At 59.6% G+C, this 25,079-nt stretch carries 23 protein-coding genes; 12 read left to right on the forward strand and 11 right to left on the reverse strand.

Annotated features, from left to right (window positions below):
- Positions 1-164: 164 nt before the first annotated feature.
- Complete coding sequence (locus CCX46_RS25005) at positions 165-674, reverse strand: disulfide bond formation protein B (RefSeq protein WP_127929690.1); 510 nt, start codon at positions 672-674, stop codon at positions 165-167.
- A gap of 255 nt (positions 675-929) precedes the next feature.
- Positions 930-2,111, reverse strand: a complete 1,182-nt coding sequence (gene hmpA, locus CCX46_RS25010) for an NO-inducible flavohemoprotein (RefSeq protein ID WP_127929691.1) — start codon at positions 2,109-2,111, stop codon at positions 930-932.
- Between the two features lie 164 nt (positions 2,112-2,275).
- Between hmpA and norR the strand changes: the two genes are divergently transcribed.
- From norR to CCX46_RS25035, 5 genes are all read left to right on the forward strand, one after another.
- Entirely contained in the window at positions 2,276-3,835 is a 1,560-nt protein-coding gene (norR, locus tag CCX46_RS25015; RefSeq protein WP_127929692.1) for a nitric oxide reductase transcriptional regulator NorR, read from the forward strand.
- A gap of 342 nt (positions 3,836-4,177) precedes the next feature.
- A complete protein-coding gene (locus CCX46_RS25020) occupies positions 4,178-5,080 on the forward strand; it encodes a chemotaxis protein CheV (RefSeq protein WP_007916955.1) in 903 nt (300 codons plus the stop codon).
- 27 nt (positions 5,081-5,107) lie between these two features.
- On the forward strand, positions 5,108-5,563 hold the full coding sequence (locus CCX46_RS25025; RefSeq protein WP_127929693.1) for a GNAT family N-acetyltransferase: 456 nt from the start codon (positions 5,108-5,110) through the stop codon (positions 5,561-5,563).
- Positions 5,564-5,711: 148 nt separating this feature from the next.
- Positions 5,712-6,038 (forward strand): hypothetical protein, encoded by a 327-nt coding sequence (locus CCX46_RS25030; protein WP_127929694.1) that lies wholly within the window; start codon positions 5,712-5,714, stop codon positions 6,036-6,038.
- A gap of 83 nt (positions 6,039-6,121) precedes the next feature.
- Positions 6,122-6,871, forward strand: a complete 750-nt coding sequence (locus tag CCX46_RS25035) for a YkgJ family cysteine cluster protein (RefSeq protein ID WP_127929695.1) — start codon at positions 6,122-6,124, stop codon at positions 6,869-6,871.
- Between the two features lie 104 nt (positions 6,872-6,975).
- Here CCX46_RS25035 and CCX46_RS25040 read toward each other — a convergent pair whose 3' ends face one another.
- From CCX46_RS25040 to CCX46_RS25060, 5 genes are all read right to left on the reverse strand, one after another.
- A complete protein-coding gene (locus CCX46_RS25040) occupies positions 6,976-7,215 on the reverse strand; it encodes a hypothetical protein (protein WP_034156076.1) in 240 nt (79 codons plus the stop codon).
- A 112-nt stretch (positions 7,216-7,327) separates the two neighbouring features.
- A complete protein-coding gene (locus tag CCX46_RS25045; RefSeq protein WP_127929696.1) occupies positions 7,328-7,633 on the reverse strand; it encodes a type 1 fimbrial protein in 306 nt (101 codons plus the stop codon).
- A gap of 129 nt (positions 7,634-7,762) precedes the next feature.
- Positions 7,763-8,182 carry a hypothetical protein gene (locus tag CCX46_RS25050; RefSeq protein WP_127929697.1) on the reverse strand — a complete coding sequence of 140 codons (420 nt, stop codon included), beginning with the start codon at positions 8,180-8,182 and terminating at the stop codon, positions 7,763-7,765.
- Positions 8,145-8,774 (reverse strand): nucleotidyltransferase domain-containing protein, encoded by a 630-nt coding sequence (locus CCX46_RS25055; protein WP_127929698.1) that lies wholly within the window; start codon positions 8,772-8,774, stop codon positions 8,145-8,147. The genes CCX46_RS25050 and CCX46_RS25055 overlap by 38 nt, the downstream gene beginning before the upstream one ends.
- 193 nt (positions 8,775-8,967) lie before the next feature.
- Positions 8,968-9,330, reverse strand: a complete 363-nt coding sequence (locus tag CCX46_RS25060; RefSeq protein ID WP_127929699.1) for a DUF6124 family protein — start codon at positions 9,328-9,330, stop codon at positions 8,968-8,970.
- A gap of 1,065 nt (positions 9,331-10,395) precedes the next feature.
- On the opposite strand from CCX46_RS25060, the gene CCX46_RS25065 reads away from it, so the two are divergent.
- From CCX46_RS25065 to CCX46_RS25095, 7 genes are all read left to right on the forward strand, one after another.
- Positions 10,396-11,556 (forward strand): efflux RND transporter periplasmic adaptor subunit, encoded by a 1,161-nt coding sequence (locus tag CCX46_RS25065; protein WP_127929700.1) that lies wholly within the window; start codon positions 10,396-10,398, stop codon positions 11,554-11,556.
- Positions 11,553-14,654 (forward strand): multidrug efflux RND transporter permease subunit, encoded by a 3,102-nt coding sequence (locus CCX46_RS25070; protein ID WP_127929701.1) that lies wholly within the window; start codon positions 11,553-11,555, stop codon positions 14,652-14,654. Before CCX46_RS25065 ends, CCX46_RS25070 begins: the two co-directional genes overlap by 4 nt.
- 9 nt (positions 14,655-14,663) lie before the next feature.
- Complete coding sequence (locus CCX46_RS25075; RefSeq protein WP_007916978.1) at positions 14,664-15,341, forward strand: heavy metal response regulator transcription factor; 678 nt, start codon at positions 14,664-14,666, stop codon at positions 15,339-15,341.
- Positions 15,331-16,695 (forward strand): heavy metal sensor histidine kinase, encoded by a 1,365-nt coding sequence (locus CCX46_RS25080; RefSeq protein WP_127929702.1) that lies wholly within the window; start codon positions 15,331-15,333, stop codon positions 16,693-16,695. Before CCX46_RS25075 ends, CCX46_RS25080 begins: the two co-directional genes overlap by 11 nt.
- Positions 16,696-16,975: 280 nt before the next feature.
- Positions 16,976-17,197 (forward strand): hypothetical protein, encoded by a 222-nt coding sequence (locus CCX46_RS25085; protein WP_127929703.1) that lies wholly within the window; start codon positions 16,976-16,978, stop codon positions 17,195-17,197.
- A 197-nt stretch (positions 17,198-17,394) separates the two neighbouring features.
- Positions 17,395-18,711: an OprD family porin gene (locus tag CCX46_RS25090; RefSeq protein ID WP_127929704.1), complete on the forward strand. Its 1,317-nt coding sequence runs from the start codon at positions 17,395-17,397 to the stop codon at positions 18,709-18,711.
- Positions 18,712-18,923: 212 nt separating this feature from the next.
- Entirely contained in the window at positions 18,924-20,432 is a 1,509-nt protein-coding gene (locus tag CCX46_RS25095) for a sensor domain-containing diguanylate cyclase (RefSeq protein WP_127929705.1), read from the forward strand.
- Positions 20,433-20,610: 178 nt separating this feature from the next.
- Here CCX46_RS25095 and lpxC read toward each other — a convergent pair whose 3' ends face one another.
- The 4 genes from lpxC to CCX46_RS25115 form a co-directional block, all read right to left on the reverse strand.
- Positions 20,611-21,522, reverse strand: coding sequence for a UDP-3-O-acyl-N-acetylglucosamine deacetylase (lpxC, locus tag CCX46_RS25100; RefSeq protein WP_007916984.1), 912 nt, complete (start codon positions 21,520-21,522; stop codon positions 20,611-20,613).
- Between the two features lie 112 nt (positions 21,523-21,634).
- Complete coding sequence (ftsZ, locus tag CCX46_RS25105) at positions 21,635-22,831, reverse strand: cell division protein FtsZ (protein ID WP_007916986.1); 1,197 nt, start codon at positions 22,829-22,831, stop codon at positions 21,635-21,637.
- 104 nt (positions 22,832-22,935) lie between these two features.
- Positions 22,936-24,195 (reverse strand): cell division protein FtsA, encoded by a 1,260-nt coding sequence (gene ftsA, locus CCX46_RS25110; RefSeq protein WP_007916987.1) that lies wholly within the window; start codon positions 24,193-24,195, stop codon positions 22,936-22,938.
- A gap of 15 nt (positions 24,196-24,210) precedes the next feature.
- Positions 24,211-25,077 (reverse strand): cell division protein FtsQ/DivIB, encoded by an 867-nt coding sequence (locus CCX46_RS25115; protein WP_127929706.1) that lies wholly within the window; start codon positions 25,075-25,077, stop codon positions 24,211-24,213.
- Positions 25,078-25,079 lie beyond the last annotated feature (2 nt).

Raw genomic sequence — 25,079 nt, forward strand, 5'->3', positions numbered from 1 at the left:
GCCCTGCGACACGGCGCGTGTGACAACATGTCGCACACCTGCCGCACCCTGCCTTGCCGTCCGTCACGGTGTTTTCACAAACACTCTGAAATGCAAAACGCCCCGATTGGCTGATCCGCAAATCGAGGCGTTTTCTGTATCGGCCAGACTGCCGAATAGTTGACTCAGCGCAGTGCTTTTCGGTTACGCGAGGTCAGCAGCGGCACCAGGATCACCACCAGCACGAACGCCACCAGCGCCCACTGTGCCAGCGACAGACCGAGGATCGGCGGGTAAGGCGTGGAGCAGAAACCGTCGACCTGAAAGCCCAGCGGGAAGATTTTCGCCAATGGCAGATCATCGACAATCGGCTGCAGCACATCGATGCCGCAGCTCACCGCCGGATAGAACTGGGTGTACACGTGATGCCCGGCCACACCGGCCCCGGCAATCGCACAAATCACCACCAGCACTTCGAACACGGTGATGCTGCGCTTGGTCCGCATGGCCGCGCCGATAAACGCGAACAGCGCGATCAGCAGCAACGCATAGCGCTGCAAAATGCACAGTGGGCATGGTGCTTCGCCGAGCACGATCTGCATGTACAGCGCACCGCCGATCAGTGCCAGGCAGATGATGCCCAGCAGCACCAGAAAGCGCCGCTCACGTCCCAGTCGAATCGTTTCCTCGCTCATCGCGTTTCCCTTATATGTCCATGGTTCAACCGGCTCGCGGCTGAAAGTTGTCGCAAGTTTACACCGGGGGAATAAACGATAAAGCGGTTAAGAAACGATTAACCTTTAAACACTTTTCAAGAGTCTGGATCGTGTAACGGCCATCGCGAGCAGGCTCACTCCTACAAGGGATCTGCGTCGTACACCATTCTCATGTACGCCACAGCCCCTGTAGGAGTGAGCCTGCTCGCGATGAAGGCGACTCAGTCTTAAGGATTATTCCAAAGCCGAAGCCGGCCCGAAGAACTCATAACGGCTCTGCTTTTCCGGCACACCCAACGCTTTCAAATGCCGTTTGATCGCGCCCATGAAACCCTTCGGCCCAAGGAAGTAAGCATCGACATCACGCTGCTGCGGCAACCATTCGCCAAGCAGTGCCTGATCGAGCATCCCGACCTTGTCCGCCGCCGGACTGACACCGTCATCTTCGGCGTAGCAGTAAAACCGCTTGAGTTGCGGATGACGCTCAGCCAGATCATCAATCCAGTCACGGAACGCATGCACGCTGCCATTACGCGCGCAGTGAATAAAGTGCACCGGACGCTCGCTTTCCAGCGCCGCTTCAAGCATCGCCAGAGTCGGCGTGATCCCCACCCCACCGCTGATCAAGACCAACGGTTTGTCGCTCGCGGCCAAGGTGAACTCACCCGATGGCGGGAACAGTTGAATGCTCGCGCCGACCTGCAGTTGATCGTGCAAGTGGTTGGACGCCCGGCCACCCGGTTCGCGTTTGACGCTGATGCGGTACTGACCGTTGTTCGCCAATGCCGACAACGAGTAGTTGCGGCGAATCTCTTCACCGTCGAGGATCAGCTTCATGCCGATGTACTGGCCCGGCTCGGCCGCGAGGATCGGGCCTTTATCTGCGGGTTCGAAGTAGAACGAAATGATTTCCGCGCTCTCCTCGACCTTGGCCGCGACGATGAACTCCCGCGCACCGCGCCAGCCGCCGACGGCTTGTTCTTTCTGGTCGTAGATCGCGGTTTCGGCGCCGATCAGAATGTCAGCCAATTGGCCGTACGCCGCGCCCCAGGCGCTCATCACTTCTGGTGTGGCGATCTCTTCGCCGAGCACTTCGGAGATGGCGCGCAACAGGCAGGCACCGACAATCGGGTAATGTTCCGGGAGGATCTGCAGGGCCACGTGCTTGTTGATGATCTTCGCCACCAGATCGCCCAACTGGTCGAGCTGATCGATGTGCCGCGCATACATCAATACGCCGTTAGCCAAGGCCCGTGGCTGGTCACCGCTGGCCTGGTGCGCCTGGTTGAACAGCGGGCGAACTTCCGGGTATTCAGAGAGCATCATGCGGTAGAAGTGAGTGATCAGCGCTTCACCGCCGCTTTCCAGCAGAGGCACGGTGGATTTGACGATGGCACGATCCTGGACGCTAAGCATAAGAATGACTCCTGAGCTTTCTTGAAAAGTTACCTTAGGATTATCAGGTTCCGTGCCAACTTATTTATTTATATAAATCAATTAGTTGAGAATACAGTAGTCATAACGACTCAAAGAACTTTATAGTCATCCCGACTACATCTTGTCTCTTTGACTACAAGACCATGACCGCCAAATCCCTGCTCACCGCCCTGCTACCTCTCGTCTCCGACCTGTCCCGCGAATTGCCCGAGGGCGAGCGTTATCGACGTTTGCTCGAAGCCATGCGCGCCCTGCTGCCCTGCGATGCGGCGGCGTTATTGCGCCTCGACGGCGAAGCGCTGGTGCCGCTGGCGGTGGACGGTTTAAGCACCGACACCCTCGGCCGGCGCTTCAAGGTCAGCGAGCACCCGCGCTTCGAAATACTCCTCAGCGGCGCCGGACCCACGCGGTTCGCCGCCGACAGCAACTTGCCCGATCCTTATGACGGTTTGGTCGACGGCCTCGACGATCACCTCGAAGTCCATGATTGCCTCGGCTGTCCTTTATTCGTCGATGAAAAACTCTGGGGCCTGATCACCCTCGACGCCCTCGACCCCGAGCGTTTCGAGCCGATCGAGCTCGACGCCTTGCAAGCCTTCGCCAGCCTCGCCTCGGCCACGGTCAACGCCGCCGAACGCATTCAACGCCTGGCCAATCGCGCAGAAGATGAACATCAGCGCGCCGAGGTCTATCGTCAGGCCAGCGGCCAGCAGAACCGCGAAATGATCGGCCAGAGCAAGGCGCTGAAGAAGTTAGTAGAAGAAATCAATCTGGTCGGCGGCAGCGATCTGACCGTGTTGATCACCGGCGAAACCGGGGTCGGCAAAGAACTGGTCGCCCAAGCGATCCACGCCGCGTCACCGCGCGCCGACAAACCGATCATCAGCCTCAACTGCGCCGCACTGCCGGATACGCTGGTCGAAAGCGAACTGTTCGGCCACGTGCGCGGCGCCTTCACCGGCGCCACCAGCGACCGTCGCGGCAAGTTCGAACTGGCCAATGGCGGCACGCTGTTTCTCGATGAGGTCGGCGAGTTGTCGCTGACCGTGCAGGCGAAATTGCTGCGTGTTTTGCAGAGCGGTCAGTTACAACGTTTGGGCTCGGACAAGGAGCATCAAGTCGATGTGCGCCTGATTGCCGCGACCAACCGCGACCTGGCCGAAGAGGTGCGCAGCGGTCGCTATCGTGCCGACTTCTATCATCGTCTCAGCGTCTACCCGCTGCGCGTGCCGGCGCTGCGTGATCGCGGCCGCGATGTGTTGCTGCTCAGCGGCTTCTTCCTCGAACAGAACCGCTCGCGCATGGGCCTCAACAGCCTGCGCCTGAACAGCGACGCCCAGGAAGCACTGCTCGCCTACACTTGGCCGGGCAACGTGCGCGAGCTTGAGCACTTGATCGGCCGCAGTGCGTTGAAGGCGTTAGGCAATTGCAAGGTGCGGCCGAAGATTCTCAGTTTGAGCGCGGCGGATCTGGATTTACCGCGCGAGGTTGTGGATAACTCGGTTGAGGCTGTTGCCGGTGTCGTGGCTGAGATGCCATTGATCAGTGGGGATTTGCGCAGTGCGACCGAGCAGTATCAGCGGCGTTTGATCAGTGCGGCGCTGGAGCGTAATCAGGATAACTGGGCGAGTGCGGCGCGGGAGTTGGGGCTGGATCGGGCGAATCTTGGGCGCATGGCCAAACGACTAGGCATGAAGAGCTAAAAGCACACCCTCACCCTAGCCCTCTCCCAGAGGGAGAGGGGACTGATTGGGAGATATTCAAGAATTCCGCCGACGTGAAAGATCTTTACCGAATCCATAATCGACTCGGTCATTCAGGTCGATGTACAACGTTTGACACCTCCGTCGGCCCCCTCTCCCTCGGGGAGAGGGCTGGGGTGAGGGGCTTTGGCTTTGGCTTTGGCTTTGGCTTTGGCTTTGGCTTTTGATCTGCACGCCACCCGACAACTAACCTAAAGCCCACCCCTTTAACGCCGATAACCCGGCATCAATAGTTTCTGGCGATTCCCACCCTCGCCCACCACCTTTCCACAGAAGGTTCATATGTCCTCCACCAAAGCCCGCGCAGACTCACTTTCGCTTCTGCTGTTTACCTTGCGCAGCGGCAAGTTGATGGCGATCAACCTGCTGAAAGTCAGTGAAATCATCCCTTGCCCGCCGCTGACCAAGCTGCCGGAATCGCACCCGCACGTGAAAGGCATCGCCACGTTGCGCGGCGCCTCGCTGTCGGTCATCGACCTCAGCCGCGCCATCGGCGAGCGCCCGCTGGAAGACCCGAACGGCGGCTGCCTGATCGTCACCGACGTCAGCCGCTCGAAGCAGGGCCTGCACGTCCAGGCGGTGAGCAAAATCGTTCACTGCCTGACCACCGACATCAAACCGCCGCCGTTCGGCTCCGGCGGCTCGCGCGCTTACATCACCGGCGTGACCTCAGTGGACGGCACACTGGTGCAGGTGCTGGACATCGAAAAGGTTATCCACAGCATCGCTCCGGCACAGATCGAAATGGCCCCGACCGACCTGAGCATGGAAGACGCTGATGTGCTCGGCAACGCGCGGATTCTGGTGGTCGACGACAGTCAGGTGGCGCTGCAGCAATCGGTGCACACCCTGCGCAACCTCGGCCTGCAATGCCACACCGCACGCAGCGCCAAGGAAGCCATCGACTGCCTGCTCGACCTGCAAGGCACGGCGCAGCAGATCAACCTGATCGTCTCCGACATCGAGATGTCCGAGATGGACGGGTACGCCTTCACCCGCACCCTGCGTGAAACGCCGGACTTCGCCCATCTGTACGTGCTGCTGCACACCTCGCTCGACAGCGCGATGAACAGCGAAAAAGCGCGGCTGGCCGGGGCGAACGGCGTGCTGACCAAGTTCTCCTCGCCGGAACTGACCCACTGCCTGATCGAAGCGGCCAAACACGTCGCCGCCCACGGGCACTGAGTCTTGGCCGAGACATATTGTTTTTTGATGCGGCGCGATCTTGCCAAGGACGCGCCGGATGCGCTTTGGCCGCAAGGCATTGAATTGTGCACGTACGCCGTCGAACTGGCGGCGGACGTGCATCATTTGATGCAACTCGGTTATCGCGAGGGCGGCCGGGTGCCAGCGCTGGACGCCTGGCAGCAGCAGTTCGAAACCGATCCCGAATATGATCCGACGCTGTGTTTCATTGCCCGCGATGGCGAAGCTGTCGTCGGCGTGGCGCAATGCTGGACCAGCGCCTATATCAAGAATCTGGTGGTGCATCCGCGCATGCAGGGTCGCGGACTGGGTCGGGCGTTGCTGTTCAATGCATTCAAGGTGTTTCAGCAGCGGCGCGAAGGGTTTGTTGATCTGAAGGTGCTGGAAGACAACCGGCGGGCGCAGCGCTTGTATGAAAGTGTCGGGATGTATGTGGTCCGCCGAGAGCTGGTGCCGGACTGATCGACCGTCTTCGCGAGCAGGCTCGCTCCCACCCTGGAATGCATTTCAAACTGTGGGAGCGAGCCTGCTCGCGAAAGGGCCGGCACAGGCAACTTCTAACACTCAGGCAGACTCCAACCTTGGCCACCCACGACCAAGGATGCCCCCCATGAAAGCCATCACCTTAAGCCTGCTCTGCCTCACCGCCCTCACCTCCCAGGCCCACGCCTCCAGCCCCGACGCCTGGGCCGCTTACGACAAAACCGTACTCGCCAGTTGCACCAAAGCCAGTGGCCTGAAAAACGCCAAACCCGTCGGCACCCCCGCACAATTCGATGACCGCGTCGGCTACACCGCCGTTCTGCTGCAAGGCCAATACCCGCAAAAACACATGAAAGGCCAGCAAGGCAGCGAACTGTGTCTGTACAACAAACAGTCGAAAACCGCCTTCGTCACCGAGTGGGACTCGATCCGTCCGAGCGCCAAATCCCAGTGAGTGGCGCATAACTTGCTTCGATCCGCGTCTGTGCGGTGGTTTTCCGCCACCGTTTCACACCCTGATTGAAGACAGATCGCTCAATGAATACGACGTTTTCCTGCGTAGGCTGCGGCAAATGCTGCACCGATCACCATGTCCCGCTGACCCTGGCCGAAGCCCGCATGTGGGCGGCGGATGGCGGTCAGGTGATCGTGCTGGTCGAGGCCTTTCTTGGTAATGGCCTGGGTTTGCCGGCGCAGCAGCGGGAACATGCCGAACGACGTTCGGTGGTCGTTCGCAGCGGCGCGACAGACGCCCATGTGGCGATCACCTTTGCCGCGTACAACGTCGGCCCCTGCCGGAATCTTGACGAAGACAAGCTGTGCCGGATCTACGAGCGGCGGCCGCTGGTATGTCGCATTTATCCGGCGGAAATCAACCCGCATATCCCGCTCAATCCTGCGGCCAAGGACTGCCCGCCGGAGTCCTGGGAACAGGGGCCGGTGTTGATTGCCGGCGGTGAGTTGGTGGATCAGGAACTGGTGGAATTGATTCAACGCTCGCGCCAGGCCGATCGGGATGACATCGGCATCAAGGACGCGATTTGCGCGATGCTCGGGATTCGCACCACGGCGCTGAAGGGTGACGGGTTTACTGCGTATTTGCCGAATATGAGCGCGTTTGCAGCAGTGATTGATCAGGTCACTGCGCAACCGCTGACGACGGCACCGAGTGAGTGGGTGTTTCATGTGTCCGGGGATGATGTGGCCGGGCAAGTGTTGGCGGCCGGGGCACAGGTGGTGACGGAGCCGGCGCAGACGTATGCGTTTATTTCACTGCGGGCGGCTTGATCCAGATTCTTTAGCGTCCGCCCGGGCCTCATCGCTGGCAAGCCAGCGAAAGGTCCGGCACAGGCAGTATCAATCGCCGCGTTGAGCGCAGGCGGGATTAAAACTCAGCGCTTGCCCATCGAACGACGGGTGCCCGGCGGCGCCATGCCCGGGGTCTTGGTGTGGCCGTTCTTGGCGCCGTTCTTGTACCACGGCTGGTTCGAGCCTTTGGCAGAGGCCAGCTCGCCCGGCTTGAACGGAAATTTGAATGCCGGGATTTCGGCTTTGGTATCGCTGGTTTCGGCCAGTTCAGCCGGGACATCGCTCACGGCGTCGTCAACCGGCGGCAGGGTCGGGGAAGTCATAAAAGCTCCGGAAAGCAAAAAGTCGGGCCCGATCAGTGAGCCGCGAAGGCGCGCAGTATACCTGTGCGCCTTGACTCGGCACCTGAAGATTTTGCAGCGCACGCCGAACGGTTTACAGGTAAGTGATGGTAACGATGCCTTTGTCGGTCGAGGTCTTCAGCGCTTCGTAGCGCATGGAAATCGGCAGCGACTGATGACTGCAAGCGTTGCGATCGGTGTCGACATCGACTTTCACGCCGGGCTTGATTTCGATCTGGCGAGACTCACGAGACGCCAACGCCCCGACCGGTCCGACCTGACAGCCCGAATCAACGATTTGCCCGGTAAAGCGGATCTCGCCGGATTGACTGGCCGGCGCTGCAAACGTAGTGAGTGGAAGCAAGAGGAGTACAGATGGCAGAGCGGTTTTCAGCTTCATTTCAAGACACTCCCGAAGTGGACGGCCCAGAGAGATTTGGGCCGCGCGCAGCCTGAGCCATACAAGCTGTATCCGCTCATAGAGGCGGATCTTTAAGAGATTAGTCAGGATCGCAAGCCGTACCGGATGTCAGTTCATTCGTTGCTGGACGTTACTCAACAATTGCGAGGCGCTTTCCAACAACTGCGCCAGAAGCGCGTCATCCTCATCCATATACCCTTCGTATTCCGCGAGATTGCGCCGCTCATGACACAACGCGAACAATCGCACCTGAACCTTGCTGATATGCGCCGTATACACCAGACACTGAAAGACCAGATAGCGTTTATCCGATCGATAGCCACTCAATCGAAGCGCCGTCAGCGCCAACGCGTGCGCTGCGTTATAAGCCAAGTCGAAACGGCTGGAAAAAGACAACGTAGAAGTTTGCGCATCCTTGAGCCGATCCACGGCCGAGCGCATCAAGCCCTCGCACTCCTTGCGATCCGGCGGCTCCGCTTTCAGCCCACTGCTACGTAGAAGATTCTCCAGACTCTCGTTGTTGCCCATCCTTGGACTCCAAAGGGTTTGCCCCTAACAGATCGATTTTTTCCTGCTGCACCACCCGCACGACAAAGCTGTTGTGCGCAGCCAGTTTCGCCGCCCAGTCTTGCGGGGTGTAAAGCGTCGGGTTGATGGGACGACCCAATTGCTCCTCCATGGGCATGAGCCGTTCCATGACGTCACTGTAGTGCAGGCCTTCGCCGATCAGCATGAGATCAATGTCACTGAGTGTGTTTGCTGTGTCCTTGGCGATGGAGCCATAGACAAACGCCCAAGTGATCTGCTCGGTAAAGGGCTGCAATGCCAGACGCAGAGGCTCGGCGATACCAAACGTCTTGCGGGCGATACCCAGTAGTTCGGCATAGATGGGACAGGTGGGATTGGCCTGGTAATGGTTCTGATTGCCCACCCTTGTCATGCGCAACACACCGGCTCGCTGCAGACGGTCGAGTTCACGCATGAGACTGCCTTTGCCAACACACGCCCAGCGCGCGATCTCATTGGCATAGAAAGTCTGGTCAGGCTTACCGAACAGCAGACCCAACACTTTTTGTTGAGTGGTGGTAAACAGCGCTTCGCTTAGAGAGATAGTTTCCACTGTGAAGGCCAAAGAGTCCCAAAAAGGGAACGATAGGTCCCTTTTTGGGACTTATCAACCTTGAGAATATTTCCAGAGACAGCGGCCACAGACCAATCGCCATCGCGAACAGGCTCACACCTACATTTGGAGTGCGATCCCCTTGTAGAAGCGAGCCTGCTCGCGAAGAACGATGACGCGGTGTCCAGACGGATTACGTTTGTGGATCAACCCGATCCAGCGCCCGGTTTACCGCCAGCTCGGCGAGCATGACGATCTGCTGGATCGCCAGCGCCGTACTGCGCTGCGGGCGACTGAGCTGATCAGCCAGATCAGCGGCCATGACATTGGCTGAAGCCAGTGATTCGCAGGCGTGGGCCAGCAAGCTTTCGGTGTCGATGTCCGGGTGGATGAGGAACATCGTACTGGGCTGACGCGGTTTGACCGGTTCGGGACAGAGGTAGAAATCGAGGGCGCGCTTGATGGCTTCGCGGGTTTTGATCTGGTCGTCGGCGCGGATGGCGTCTTCGAGTGGGGTTGTGGGATCGATGGGTGGATCGGGTACGGGCTTAGTCATTTACTCAGTCCTCACTGATTGGAGCCAACAATTACCGTTTCTCACGCGGCGAATTGGGTGGCAGCTACGTACGGGGTGAGAAACCGGGCAAGGACCAGTACAACCTCCGGCCGGACCGAAGTCCGCCCGTACATAGCCGCCATAAAAATGCAGGCAGCAATCAGCTGGCGCCGATTATGACGGTACTGGTATTGGAATAATACTTAGCCCGGGTTCTCACACCCGATCACCGAGTTTTCGGCGACAACCAGAGACTAGAGAGCGCACGTCCGACGGACAACCTGAAAACCTTGTGGGAAGGTTCTGGTTATTTGACACAAATTTAAACAGCCAAAAGCCAACCCTCACCCTAGCCCTCTCCCAGAGGGAGAGGGGACTGATCGGGGTGTTTGGCAGAGCTACGCCGACGTGCGATACCGCGTTGAACTCAGGTTTTGAAACAGATCAAAAGCCCCTCACCCTAGCCCTCTCCCGGAGGGAGAGGGGACTGATCGTGGTGTTTGGGAGAGCTACGCCGACGTGCGATACCGCGTTGAACTCAGATTCTGAAAAGCTCACAAATCGGCTCCCTCTCCCTCGGGAGAGGGCTGGGGTGAGGGGCGAATCCAACACCGAACAAAAGCCGACCGCATGCTCTTCACCACTCAACAGGATGAGCGTTAGCTCGGCTGCAGCTCTTGATCTGTAAGGCGACGTCGGAAGGCTGAGTGGAGGGATTGATCCGGGCGTGGGAGCGCAGCGACCGTTTGGCGAAGCCAAACACAGCGAGAGGAGGTGCAGCGAAGCAAACCGGAGACGCTGCGCCCGGATCGAGCCCGGAGCGAAGGAACCCCGAGCCCCAGCGAGCGGGCCGTACGTAGGAGCAAGCGTTTTTGGTTACTTTTGAGGCGTTTGTCAAAAGTGACCCGCCGTAAGGGCGGAACCGTAATCAGCAACACCCGCAACAACGGATATGTACCCAACGAAACTGACAGCGCCGACAGCTAGCCGTCACCCTCCTGACCCCCAAACAAGTTTATAACTACCCAACCTGCCCAAACTCCAAACCTCCGGCGCCCACCCCGCATGCGAATCCAAAAGAACAAAGCCCTGCTCGCCACCCTATTGATCGTCCTCGCAGGCGCAGGTCTGTGGTACGCCCTGAAACCCGCCCCGACCAAACTCGCCATCCCCACCGCCATCCCGGTGCGAGTCATAGCGGTCAGCGAAAAAGACGTCCCCCGCTACACCAGCGGCATCGGCTCCGTACTCTCATTACACAGCGTCGTAGTGCGCCCACAAATAGACGGCATCCTCACCAAAATCCTCGTCAAAGAAGGCCAACTCGTCAAAACAGGCGACCTGCTGGCCACCATCGACGACCGCTCCATCCGCGCCAGCCTCGACCAGGCCCGCGCCCAACTGGGCGAAAGCCAGGCGCAACTGCAAGTCGCCCTGGTCAACCTCAAACGCTACAAACTGCTCACCGTCGACGACGGCATCTCGAAACAGACCTACGACCAGCAACAAGCCTTGGTCAACCAACTCAAAGCCACCGCCCAAGGCAACCAGGCTTCGATCGACGCCGCGCAGGTACAGCTTTCCTACACGCAGATCCGCTCCCCGGTCACCGGCCGCGTCGGTATTCGCACAGTCGACGAAGGCAACTTCCTGCGCATGACCGACACCGCCGGCCTGTTCACCGTCACCCAGATCGACCCGATCGCCGTCGAATTCTCCCTGCCGCAGCAAATGCTGCCGACCCTGCAAGGCCTGATCAACGATCCGCAACGCGCGCAGGTCAAGGCCTACATCGGCGCCGACACCGATGGCGAAACCGGCAACCTGCTCGGCGAAGGTCACCTGACCCTGATCGACAACCAGATCAACGCCAACACCGGCACCATCCGCGCCAAAGCCGAATTCGCCAACGCCAGCCAGAAGCTCTGGCCCGGCCTGCTGGTCACGGTAAAAATTCAGACAGCCCTCGACAAAGATGCGCTGGTCGTCCCGCCCACCGTCGTACAACGTGGTCTCGACCAACACTTCGTTTACCGGGTGAATGGCGACAAAGTTGAAGCTGTACAAGTGCAGATGGTTTATCAAGGCAGCGGCCAGGACATCATCAAAGGCGTGAAGGCCGGTGACGTGCTGGTCACCGATGGCCAGTCGCGGCTTAAACCGGGCTCCACGGTGCAAGTCATGACCGAACCGGCGCAGGTGGTGCAAGCGGAGCCGAAACCATGAAGGCGCACAAAGGCGTCTCCACGTGGTGCATCGATCACCCGGTCGCGACAATCCTGCTGACCATCGCGCTGGTGCTGGTCGGCGCGATTGCCTTCCCGCGCCTGCCAATCGCCCCACTGCCGGAAGCGGAATTTCCGACGATTCAGGTTTCCGCGCAGTTGCCCGGCGCCAGCCCCGACACCATGGCCTCGTCCGTGGCCACGCCGCTGGAGGTGCAATTCAGCGCCATCCCCGGCATGACCCAGATGACCTCCAGCAGTGCCTTGGGCTCCAGCCTTTTGACCCTGCAGTTCACCCTCGATAAAAGCATCGACACCGCCGCCCAGGAAGTCCAAGCGGCGATCAACACCGCCGCCGGCAAACTGCCCAAGGACATGCCGACGCTGCCAACGTGGAAGAAGGTCAACCCGGCCGACAGCCCGGTGCTGATCCTCAGCGTCAGCTCGACGCAGATGCCCGGCACCGAACTCAGCGACCTGGTGGAAACCCTGCTCTCGCGTCAGATCAGCCAGATCGACGGCGTAGGCCAAATCAACATCACCGGTCAGCAACGTCCGGCGATCCGCGTACAAGCCTCGGCCGACAAACTCGCGGCGATCGGCCTGACCCTCGCCGACATCCGACTGGCGATCCAGCAGACCAGCCTCAACCTCGCCAAGGGTGCGTTGTACGGCGAATCGAGCATTTCCACACTGTCGACCAACGACCAGTTGTTCCATCCCGAGGACTACAGCCAGCTCATCGTTTCCTACAAGGATGGCGCCCCGGTTCACCTGCGCGATGTCGCCAAAGTCGTCAACGGTTCGGAAGATGCCTACGTGCAAGCGTGGGCCGGTGACCAACCCGGTGTGAACCTGGTGATCTCGCGCCAGCCCGGCGCCAACATTGTCGAAACCGTCGACCGCATTCAAGCCGCCCTGCCCGGTCTCGAAGCGATGCTGCCAGCCTCGGTGCAAGTGAAAACCTTGATCGACCGTACGCAGACCATTCGTGCCTCGCTGCATGAAGTCGAGATCACCCTGTTGATCGCGATCCTGCTGGTGGTCGCGGTGATGGCGCTGTTCTTGCGCCAATTGTCGGCAACCCTGATTGTTTCGGCCGTTCTCGGCGTGTCGCTGATCGCCAGTTTCGCCCTGATGTACCTCCTCGGTTTCAGCCTGAACAACCTGACATTGGTAGCAATCGTCGTCGCGGTCGGCTTCGTCGTCGACGATGCGATTGTGGTGGTGGAGAACATCCACCGGCATCTGGAGGCCGGCGACGACATGCGCGAAGCGGCGATCAAGGGCGCCGGCGAGATTGGCTTCACCGTGGTCTCGATCAGTTTCTCGCTGGTGGCGGCGTTTATTCCGCTGCTGTTCATGGGCGGGGTGGTCGGGCGACTGTTCAAGGAATTCGCCCTGACCGCGACCTCGACCATCATGATTTCCGTGGTGGTGTCGCTGACCCTCGCGCCGACGCTGGCGGCGCTGTTCATGCGCAAACCGGTGCACCACGCCCACACAAAACCGGGCTTCAGCGAACGTTTGCTCGGCTGGTACGAGAAAGGTCTGCGTCGCGCCCTCGCCCATCAGAAATTGATGATTGGCGTGTTCGGTCTGTCGCTGGCGCTGGCCATCGGCGGTTACATCTTTATCCCCAAAGGTTTCTTCCCGGTGCAGGACACCGGTTTCGTCCTCGGCACCACTGAAGCAGCTGCGGATATTTCCTACGGCGACATGGTGAAAAAACACTTGGCCATGGCCGAAATCGTCGCCGCCGACCCGGCGGTGCAGGCGTTTTCCCACTCGGTGGGTGTCTCCGGCAGTAACCAGACCATCGCCAACGGCCGCTTCTGGATCGCCCTGAAAAAACGCGGCGACCGCGACGTCAGCGCCAGCCAGTTTATCGACCGCATCCGCCCACAGCTGATGAAAGTCCCCGGCATCGTTCTCTATCTGCGCGCAGGGCAAGACATCAACCTCAGCTCTGGCCCGAGCCGTGCGCAGTACCAATACGTGCTGAAGAGTAACGACGGCGCGACCCTCGCCACATGGACGCAACGCCTCACCGAAAAACTGCGCAGCAACCCGGCGTTCCGCGACATTTCCAACGACCTGCAACTGGGCGGCAGCATCACCCATATCAGCATCGACCGCAGCGCCGCCGCCCGTTTCGGCCTGACCGCCAGCGATGTTGACGAGGCGTTGTACGACGCCTTCGGCCAGCGGCAGATCAACGAATTCCAGACTCAGGTCAATCAGTACAACGTGATTCTGGAGCTGGACACCAAACAACGCGGCAAGGCCGAAAGCCTCAACTATTTCTACCTGCGTTCGCCACTGAGTGGCGAGATGGTGCCGCTGTCGGCGCTGGCCAAATTCGACGCGCCGACCATTGGCCCGTTGTCGATTGCCCACGACGGGATGTTCCCGGCGGCCAACCTGTCGTTCAACCTGGCGCCCGGCGTGGCGTTGGGTGATGCGGTGATTCTGCTCAATCAGGCCAAGGCCGAGATCGGCATGCCGACAGCGATCAGCGGCAATTTCCAGGGTGCAGCGCAGGCGTTCCAGAGTTCGCTGGCCAGTCAGCCGTGGCTGATTCTCGCGGCACTGGTGGCGGTGTACATCATTCTTGGCGTGCTTTATGAAAGCTTCGTACATCCGCTGACGATCATTTCGACGTTGCCGGCGGCGGGTTTGGGTGCGGTGATCATGCTGTGGATCTGCGGTCAGGACTTTTCGATCATGGCCTTGATCGGCCTGGTGTTGCTGATCGGTATCGTCAAGAAGAACGGCATCCTGATGATCGACTTCGCGCTCGAAGCGCAGCGCCACCGAGGCCTGTCGCCGCAGGATGCGATTTTCGAAGCATGCATCACGCGGTTCCGGCCGATCATCATGACCACCCTCGCCGCCCTGCTTGGCGCGCTGCCGCTGATGCTCGGTTACGGCACCGGCGCCGAACTGCGCCAACCGCTGGGCATCGCGGTGGTCGGCGGTTTGCTGGTCAGCCAGATGCTGACGTTGTTTACCACTCCAGTCATATACTTGTGGCTTGAGCGGCTGTTCCACCGGCCCAAACCGATGCCCTCGCCGGCATTGGCGACCACAGACTGAGGCAGGGTCATGCGCGTTCTGATTATCGAAGACGAGGAAAAAACCGCGGACTATCTGCACCGCGGTCTGACGGAACAGGGTTACACCGTGGATCTGGCCCGCGACGGCGTCGAAGGCCTGCATCTGGCGCTGGAAAGCGACTACGCGGTGATCGTCCTCGACGTCATGCTGCCGGGCCTCGATGGCTTCGGCGTACTGCGCGCGTTACGGGCGCGCAAGCAAACCCCGGTGATCATGCTCACCGCCCGCGAGCGCGTCGAAGATCGCATCAAAGGCCTGCGCGACGGTGCCGACGATTACCTCGGCAAACCGTTTTCCTTCCTTGAACTGGTCGCACGTTTGCAAGCGTTGACCCGTCGCAGCGGCGGCCATGAACCGGTGCAAGTGAGCATCGCCGACCTGTGGATAGATCTGATCAGCCGCAAGGCCACTCGCGCCGGCACGCGCTTGGATCTGACCGCTAAGGAGTTCTCGCTGTTGAGCGTGTTGGCCCGCCGGCAAGGTGAAATCCTTTCGAAAACCGCGATTGCCGAGATGGTCTGGGACATCAATTTCGACAGCGATGCCAACGTCGTCGAAGTCGCGATCAAACGCCTGCGCGCCAAGCTCGACGGGCCGTTCGACGAGAAACTGCTGCACACCATTCGCGGCATGGGTTATGTGCTGGAGAGCCGTGGTGTCCAGTAATTCCATTGCCCTGCGCCTGAGCGGCATGTTCACCTTGGTGGCGCTGCTGGTGTTTCTGTTGATCGGCGGCGCGCTGTATCAGCAGGTCGACAAAGGCCTGGGATTACTGCCGGAAGCCGAGCTGGATGCGCGTTACAGCGTGCTCGAATCCGCGCTCAATCGCTTCGGCACGCCGGAGCATTGGCTGAAGATCAACGCCAAGTTGAAGCTGCTTGGCGAAGAGGACAAACGCATTCGTTTCTGGGTGGTGAGTGGTGACCCGGGTTACGAATATGGTCAGCCGGACGCCGCGATTCGCGCCTTCGCCCAAGGCCCGTTGGGCATGCATGACCTGCAGTTGGCTGACCATCCTTATCCGCTGAAAGTGTTGCTGACCGAGCTGCCGGCCAAGGATCAGCGCCCGCCGCTGCGCTTCATGATCGGCATTGATACCGAGACGTTTCATGAGACTCAGCACAATTTGCTGATCGCGCTGATCGGGCTGGCGATTGTCGGTGTACTGATGGCTTCTGCACTGGGTTATTGGGTTGCCCGAATTGGTTTGAAGCCGTTGATCAAACTGTCCCACGAGGCTCAGCGATTGGCGCCACCACTACGCGCCGGGCGCTTGCGTTTGTCACCGCTGCCACCGGAGCTTGAGCAGTTTGTCGACTCATTCAACTCGACGCTGGAACGGGTCGAGCAGGCCTACTCGCGGCTGGAATCGTTCAACGCCGATGTCGCCCACGAGTTGCGCTCGCCGCTGACCAATCTGATCGGGCAGACGCAGGTGGCGCTGACTCGCGGGCGCTCAGCCGAACACTATTTCGAGGTGCTGCAATCCAATCTTGAAGAGCTGGAACGGCTGCGTTCAATCATCAATGACATGTTGTTTCTGGCCAGTGCCGATCAGGGCAACAAGGCGACCAAACTCACGTCCACTTCGCTGGCGGATGAGGTGGCGACGACGCTGGAATATCTGGATTTCATTCTTGAAGATGCGCAGGTTCAGGTACGGGTCAGCGGGGATGCACTGGTGCAGATCGAGGTCGCGCATCTGCGTCGGGCGTTGATCAATCTGTTGAGCAACGCGGTGCAGCACACCGGGCCGGGTCAGGTGATTGAGGTTCGGATTGAGGTTGAAGAGCATCAGGTGAGTATTGGTGTGGCCAACCCCGGCTCGCCGATTGCCAGTGAGCATTTGCCACGGTTGTTCGAGCGCTTTTATCGGGTGGATGCGTCGCGTAGCAACAGTGGCAATAACCATGGGTTGGGGCTGGCGATCGTCAAGGCGATTGCGCTGATGCATGGCGGGGATGTGTTTGTGCGCAGTGATCGGGGGATGAATACCTTCGGAATTTATTTGCCGGTCTGAAAAGCCCCTCACCCTAACCCTCTCCCGGAGGGAGAGGGGACTGACCGAGTTGTTCTCTCAAGTTGCACCGACTTGAAATATCCAGCCGAACTCAGATTCTGAAAAGCCCCCAATCTGCTCCCTTTCCCCCTCGCCCCCCTGGGGGAGAGGGCTGGGGTGAGGGGGTGACTTTTGCTTCTGCTGTAACAGTCATTTATGAAAATCACGCTGTTTCCCAACGCCCGGCAACCTTATCTTTGCCCGCACCAAACAGCACTCGCCAAGCGAGAAGGTTTTCAAGATGTCCAACAGTATGGGTATTGCCAGCGCGTTCGTTTTGTCCTCATTGATCCTGTCGCCGATGGCGATGGCTGAAGAATCGCAGTCGTTCGTGGCGCATAATGTCGCTCGCGCTCAGGCATTCGATCAGCATCAGGCCGAAGTGATGGCCAAGGCGCAAGACGCCTCGCAAGCCCCGCAGGCTTCCACTTCCCAGACTCAAGCAAGCGAGACAGACAGCTGAGCCGCGCACCGCGCCAACGTTTCCCTCGACGCGGTTGTTTGGCTCTTCCCGTTCAACCGTCGTCATTCCAGGCCGCTGCCTTTCAGCGGCCTTTTTTCGTTGTGGTCTGAAAGCCGTTTGGTTCGTCTGTAACAACAAGAAACATCGAGCGCCTCAAAATATAGAGGCGCCAGTTGACCCAAGGAGCTCCATTGCACGTGCGTTACCCAGTCCGCTTCACCCCGCTGTTCATTGCAATTGCCGCAACGATTGCCCCTGCCGCTCACGCTGACGAGCCTGCCAAACAAGGCTTTGTCGAGGGTTCGAGCCTCAACCTCAACGCCCGCAACTACTACATGAATCGCAACCGCTTGCAGAAAGCGGACGACAACATCGAGTGGGGCCAGGGGTTTCTCGGGATTTTCAAGTCGGGTTACACCGAAGGCACGGTCGGTTTCGGCGTTGATGCCCACGCCATGCTCGGGTTGAAGCTGGATGGCGGTGGCGGCACGGACGGTTCGAGCATCCTGCCGGTCAGGGAGAGCGGCGGCAAAGCGCCGGGGGCTTTTTCCACCGCAGGTGGCACGCTGAAAATGCGCGCGTTCGATACCGAATTGAAGGCCGGTGATCTGTTCCTCACCAACCCGGTAATTGCCGGCGGTGAAACTCGCATGCTGCCGCAGACCTTTCGGGGTGTGAGCCTGACCAACCACAGCTTCGATGGCTGGTTGATTGAAGGCGGCCAGGCCAGTTTCACCAAGCCTTACAACCAGAGTGGCCACACGCGCATCGGCACTTCCTACGGGACATTGGCCGATGGCGACGAGAGCCAGCACCTGAACTGGGCCGGTGTGGCCTGGAGCGGCGTCGAAGGTCTGACCAGCAGCCTCTACGCTTCCGAGCTGAAGGACATCTGGAACCAGTACTACTACGACCTCGACTACACGTGGCAGTTGAACGATCTGGTCAGCCTCAACCCGGGCCTGCATTTCTATCACACGCAAGACACCGGCGATGCGCTGCTGGGCAATATCGACAACAACACCTACAGCGTGCATTTCACCGTTGGCGTCGGTAATCACAGCGTTACTGCCGCGTATCAGCGGGTCAACGGCAACACGCCGTTCGACTACATCAGTCAGGGCGACAGCGTTTATCTGGATAACTCACAGCAGTATTCCGACTTCAACGGCCCGAACGAACGCTCGTGGAAGCTTAAATACGCCTACGACTTCGCCGGTGTCGGCGTACCGGGGCTGACCTCGTCTGTGTCCTACTCGCGCGGCACTGTGGATCTGACCAAGGTCGACCCTGACAGCAAAGGCTATTCCAATTGGTACAGCGCCGATGGCCGCAACGCCAAACACTGGGAACGCGATCTCGACTTGCAGTACGTGGTGCAGAGCGGTCAGGCCAAGGATCTGGCGGTGCACCTGCAATGGGCGACCAACCGTGGCGGCAACGGCTACGGCGTGATTGATTCGGATACAGATGAATACCGCGTCATCATCGACTACCCGATCAACGTCTTCTAAGATCGGCGCCATAACACCGTCTTGAATTCAGTGATGCCCGCCCTGTGGGAGCGAGCCTGCTCGCGAAAGCGGTCTACCATTCGACATCCAGGTTGAATGACACAGCGCTTTCGCGAGCAGGCTCGCTCCCACATTGGGAATGGTTTCTGGTTTTGGCAGCAGTGTTTGTGCAACTACTCTTATAAGACTTCCCCCCAACCGACAGCCCAATCATGATCGCGAGCCGTACCCCACCCGTTGCGGGCAAGACCGGACGCCCCGAGCTGCTGCTGATCTGCGGCAGTTCGCTGACCGTGATCGCGATTCTGTGCATCGTCACGTTCCTGCTGATCCGCGAGCACGCCAACGCTCAGGAATCGGCGACCCGCAGCGCCACCACCATCGCGCAACTGATCGACGCCGATGTGCTGCGCACCGTCGAGTTGTACGACTTGACCCTGCAAGGCCTGATCGCCGCCGCGCAACGCGACGACCTGCAGGATGTCTCGCCGCAGATCCGTCATCTGGCGCTGTTCGACCGCTCCACCACGGCGCGCTTCAAGGGCGACATTCTGTTGCTCGACAAACACGGCGATGTGGTCGCCGACTCTTCGCGGGTCGAGCCGAAACCGGGCAACTTTGCCGACCGCGATTATTTCCTCGCCCACGCGTTCAATCGCGATGTCGGCATGTTTATCAGCCGCCCGTTCAAGACCCGTTGCGACTGCGATGAAGCCAATCAATGGCGCATCAGCTTCAGCCGACGGATTTCCTCGGACACCGGTGAGTTCGCCGGTGTGGCCGTGGCGTCGATGAAACTCGACTACTTCGATCAGTTGTTCAACAGCCTCGACATCGGTAAAGACAGCACGTTGAACATCATCGACAACGACGGCGTCCTGCTGGCGCAAAAGCCCTATTTGCAAAGCGACTCCATCGGCAAAAGCTTCGGCAACCGGCCCAACGTCATACGGATACTGCGCGACAGGAGTGGCAATGGCAGTTTCAACAGCGTTTCGAGCATCGACCATCAACAACGTCTCTATACCTATTCGCGGGTTGGCAATCTGCCGTTGATCGTGATGGTCGCGCTGTCCAGCGACGAGGTGTTCGGCACGTGGCGTCGTACCGCCCTGTTGATCAGCGGCGCCACGGGGGTGTTGTGCGTGGGGTTGCTGTGGCTGACCTGGCTGCTGGCCCGCGAGTTGCGCTTGCGTCAACGGGCCGAGCGGGAGCTGGCGCAACTGGCCGCCACCGATGCACTGACGGGGGTGGCCAACCGGCGAATGCTCGATCAAGCACTGCGTCACGAATGGTTCCGCGCCCAGCGCTCGGGCAAAGCGATGTCGGTGATGATGATCGATGCCGATCACTTCAAGGCCTTCAATGACCGGCATGGACATCAGGCTGGAGATCAGGCGCTGAAGACGCTGGCCCGTGTCATCACTGAAAATGTGCGGCGACCGGCGGATCTGGTTGCGCGTTATGGCGGAGAGGAGTTTTCGGTGATTCTCGCCGAGACTGACGGTCATGGCGCGCAGCAGATTGCCGAGCATATTCGCCAATCGGTGGAGCAGTTGCCGTTGGTAGACGGGGCCGAGCGGCCGATGACGGTGAGCATTGGCATCGCCACATGGACGGCGGCGAGTGAGATGACGCTGGAGCAGTTGCTGTTTGCGGCGGACAAGGCGTTGTATCAGGCCAAGGAAGGTGGGCGTAATCGGGTGGTGGTGGCTGCCTGAATGTTCTGGGGCGATCGCACCGACGCCTTCGCGAGCAGGCTCGCTCCCACATTTGAAATGCATTCCCCTGTGGGAGCGAGCCTGCTCGCGAAGAGGCCGGATCAGCCACTAGAGAAATTGCAGGCATAAAAAAAGGCCATCCGGGGATGGCCTTCAAAAAACTAGAGAGGTTTTTTACTTACACTGCCGCAACCGGGCGCATGTAAGAGATTGGTGCGGTGCTGGCGTCTTCGAACGTCACCACTTCCCAGGCATCTGTCTGCTCAATCAACTTGCGCAGCAGCTGGTTGTTCAGTGCGTGGCCGGACTTGAAGCCCTTGAACTCACCAATCAGGCTGTTACCCAGCAGATACAGGTCGCCAATGGCATCGAGGATCTTGTGCTTCACGAATTCGTCTTCATAGCGAAGGCCGTCTTCGTTCAACACGCCATCGGCATCGACCACGATTGCGTTTTCAACGCTGCCGCCGAGTGCGAGGTTGTGCTTGCGCAGGTACTCGATATCACTCATGAAACCAAAGGTACGGGCGCGGCTGACTTCTTTTACGAACGAAGTGCTGGAAAAATCCACGCTTGCACTTTGGGTGCGGTCCCGGAATACCGGGTGATCGAAATCGATCTCGAAGCTCACCTTGAACCCTTCGAAAGGGACGAAAGTGGCGCGCTTGTCGCCGTCTTCCACTGTCACTTCACGCAGGATGCGGATGAATTTCTTGGCGGCGTCCTGTTCTTCCAGGCCTGCCGATTGAATCAGGAATACGAAGGGTCCAGCGCTGCCATCCATGATCGGGACTTCGGACGCGGAGAGCTCGACGTAGGCGTTATCGATGCCCAGGCCAGCCATGGCCGAGAGCAAGTGCTCTACCGTGTCCACTTTCACGTCGCCGTTAATCAGCGTCGTCGACATAGTGGTTTCACCGACGTTTTCCGCGCGGGCAGGAATCTGCACCACAGGGTCGAGGTCAGCGCGACAAAACACAATGCCAGTGTCGACAGGCGCAGGCTTGAGGGTCAGATAGACCTTCTCACCGGAGTGCAGGCCTACACCTGTGGCACGGATAATATTTTTCAGTGTGCGTTGTTTAATCATGGCTTGGGCCGCTTCAGCGCAAATTGCGAACTGGTATCAACAAAGGCTGGCGATGATAGCAGACCATGCCTTTGCTGAACACCAATCACCTTCATAGCCCTGATACATTCCATCAATCGGCCTGACGACGCAGGAAAGCCGGGATGTCCAGGTAGTCCAGATCATCTTGCGGATTCATCTTCGCGGCAGCCGCAGCACCGGCCTGAGCCTGGTTGCGCATGACGGTCGGACGGTCCAGATCACGGTAGTTGACCGCTGGCGCTTCCTGACGGGCCGCAGCCGGTTGTTGCACCTGGGCGGAAGCCATGGAGGTGTGAACGGTGTTGTCGATGACCTTTACAGGCTTCTCGATTTTCGCGCCCAGACCGGTGGCAACCACAGTCACGTGCAGCTCGTCGCGCATGTCCGGATCGATAACGGTACCGACCTTGACCATGGCGTGCTCGGAAGCGAAGGCTTCGATGATGCTACCCACGTCGGAGTACTCACCCAGAGACAGGTCAGGACCGGCGGTGATGTTCACCAGGATGCCGCGTGCGCCTTGCAGGTTCACGTCTTCCAGCAACGGGTTGCGGATCGCCGCTTCAGTGGCTTCACGTGCACGGTTCGGACCGCTGGCGCAGCCAGTGCCCATCATCGCCATGCCCATTTCGCTCATCACGGTGCGCACGTCAGCGAAGTCGACGTTGATCATGCCCGGACGCTTGATGATGTCGGAGATACCGCGAACGGCACCGGCCAGTACATCGTCAGCCTTGGCGAAAGCCGACAAGAGGCTTGCGTCTTTACCGAGGATGGTCAGCAGCTTCTCGTTGGGAATGGTGATCAACGAGTCGACGCTTTCCGAGAGCATGCGGATGCCTTCATCGGCGATCTGCATACGCTTGCGGCCTTCGAACGGGAACGGACGCGTTACGACAGCAACGGTCAGAATGCCCATTTCCTTGGCCACTTCGGCGATGATCGGTGCAGCACCGGTACCGGTACCGCCGCCCATGCCAGTGGTGATGAACACCATGTTGGTGCCCTGCAGGACTTCGGCAATGCGCTCACGGTCTTCGAGAGCGGCCTGACGACCTACTTCAGGGTTGGCGCCGGCGCCCAGACCTTTGGTCACGCCAGTGCCCAGTTGCAGAATGGTACGCGCGCCGATGTTTTTCAGCGCTTGAGCATCAGTGTTGGCGCAGATGAACTCAACGCCTTCGATGTTGCTCTTGACCATGTGATTGACAGCGTTGCCGCCGCCACCGCCAACACCGATAACTTTGATTACCGGGCTTGCGGGGATGTTGTCTACGAGTTCGAACATTTTCCCTCTCCTTACATTCTCTAGTTTTTTCGCCTACTGCATTTTTGTCGCGGTGCATCTACTGCTACTGCTTGCCGCTCGAAGCTTGACGCTTCGAACTGCTCTTAAAAGTTGCCTTGAACCCACTTCTTCAATCGGTCCAGCAACGGCGCCTGTGGCTCTTCGTTGCTGTAGCTGTCGCGGCTGCCGATGCCGGAGAACGAAACCCCGTCGGACTGCTTTTGCAGGCCGTACATCAACAAGCCAACGCCAGTGGAATAAATCGGGTTGCGCACCACGTCATCCAGGCCTTTCACACCGTGCGGCACACCGAGGCGTACCGGCATGTGGAAGATTTCTTCGGCCAGTTCAGTGGCGCCTTCCATCTTCGACGTACCGCCGGTCAGGACGATGCCGGCCGGGATCAGGTCTTCATAGCCGCTGCGACGCAGCTCGGCCTGGATCAGGGTGAACAGTTCGTCGTAACGCGGCTCGACCACTTCGGCCAGGGCCTGACGCGACAGTTCGCGCGGTGGACGGTCGCCAACGCTTGGCACCTTGATGGTTTCACCGGCACCGGCCAGTTTCGCCAGGGCGCAGGCGTAACGGATCTTGATTTCTTCCGCGTACTGGGTCGGGGTGCGCAACGCCATGGCGATGTCATTGGTCACCTGATCACCGGCAATCGGGATCACCGCGGTGTGGCGGATCGCGCCTTCAGTGAAGATCGCGATGTCGGTGGTGCCGCCGCCGATGTCGACCAGGCACACGCCCAGTTCTTTCTCGTCGTCGGTCAGTACCGAGTACGCGGACGCCAGCTGCTCGAGAATGATGTCGTCGATTTCCAGACCGCAGCGACGCACGCATTTTTCAATGTTCTGTGCAGCGTTGACCGCGCAGGTGACTACGTGAACCTTGGCCTCCAGACGCACGCCGGACATGCCCAGAGGCTCGCGAACGCCTTCCTGGTTATCGATCACGTAATCCTGCGGCAGGGTGTGCAGCACGCGCTGGTCAGCCGGGATCGCCACGGCCTGGGCGGCATCGAGCACGCGCTCAAGGTCGGCCGAGCTGACTTCACGATCACGGATCGCGACGATGCCATGGGAGTTCAGGCTGCGGATGTGATTGCCCGCCACGCCGACGAACGCCGAGTGAATGCGGCAGCCCGCCATCAGTTGGGCTTCTTCGATCGCGCGCTGGATCGATTGCACGGTGGACTCGATGTTCACCACCACGCCCTTCTTCAGGCCACGGGACGGATGGGTACCGATCCCGACGATTTCCAGCGAGCCGTCGTCGGAAACCTCGCCGACCAGCGCCACCACCTTGGAGGTGCCGATATCGAGACCGACGATCATTTTGCCGCTTTGCACGTTTGCCATGGGTCCTGCCTCTTCTTAATTCTTTGCGACAGCGGGTTGGGCTGTCGTCGGCGCTACAGGTTCCCGCCAGCCAACAGCGAGGCCGTTGGCGTAGCGCAGATCGATGCGCGCAATGTTCGTAATCTGGTCTTTAAGCGTCTTGTCATAGATGGCGATAAAGCGGCGCATCTTTTCCACCAGGTTGCCGCGTCCCAGCAGCAACTCGATGCCGGGGCCAGAACTGCCGGCACCGGTGGTCAGGAACCAGCTTCCGCGTTCACGCAGTTCCAGGCGTGCGATCGAGAAGCCCAACGGCCGCAGCATCTGGCTCAGCACCTGATACTGCTGCATCACTTGCTGCTGGGCCCGCTGTGGGCCGAACAGCTGTGGCAGGTGTTCGTAGTTCGCCAGTTCCTTGGGCGTAAATGCCTGGCCTTGGTTGTTCAGTAACGACTCGTCGCCCCAACGCGCCACCGGCAGTTGCTCTTCGAGGCGGATCACCACTTGGTCCGGCCATACCCGACGTACTTCGGCATGGGCGATCCATGGCATCTGCTCAAGCTCGGTGCGCATGCCGGCCAGGTCGATGGTGAAGAAGCTCGACGCCACAAACGGGGCGATCCGCTGCTGCACCGCTTGCTGGCTGATGTAGCTCAGGTCGCCCTGCACGGCGATCTTGGTGATCGGCCGGTCGGCGTACGGCAGCAGACGCGTTGCACCTTCGTAAGTACCAAAGCCCAGCGCGACCAGCAGCACCGGCCAGAACAGACTTTTCAGAAAACCAAAATTGGCTTTCGGCAGGCGCGCGGACATCGGCTCTTTCGCCACCATGCGGCTGGCACCCCGCGGCACCGGCTTGCGGCCGGGTGCGGGAGGCTGATGTCGGAGCTGAGCGCCTTGCATCG

The sequence above is a fragment of the Pseudomonas sp. RU47 genome (genome assembly GCF_004011755.1).
Lineage (GTDB): Bacteria > Pseudomonadota > Gammaproteobacteria > Pseudomonadales > Pseudomonadaceae > Aquipseudomonas.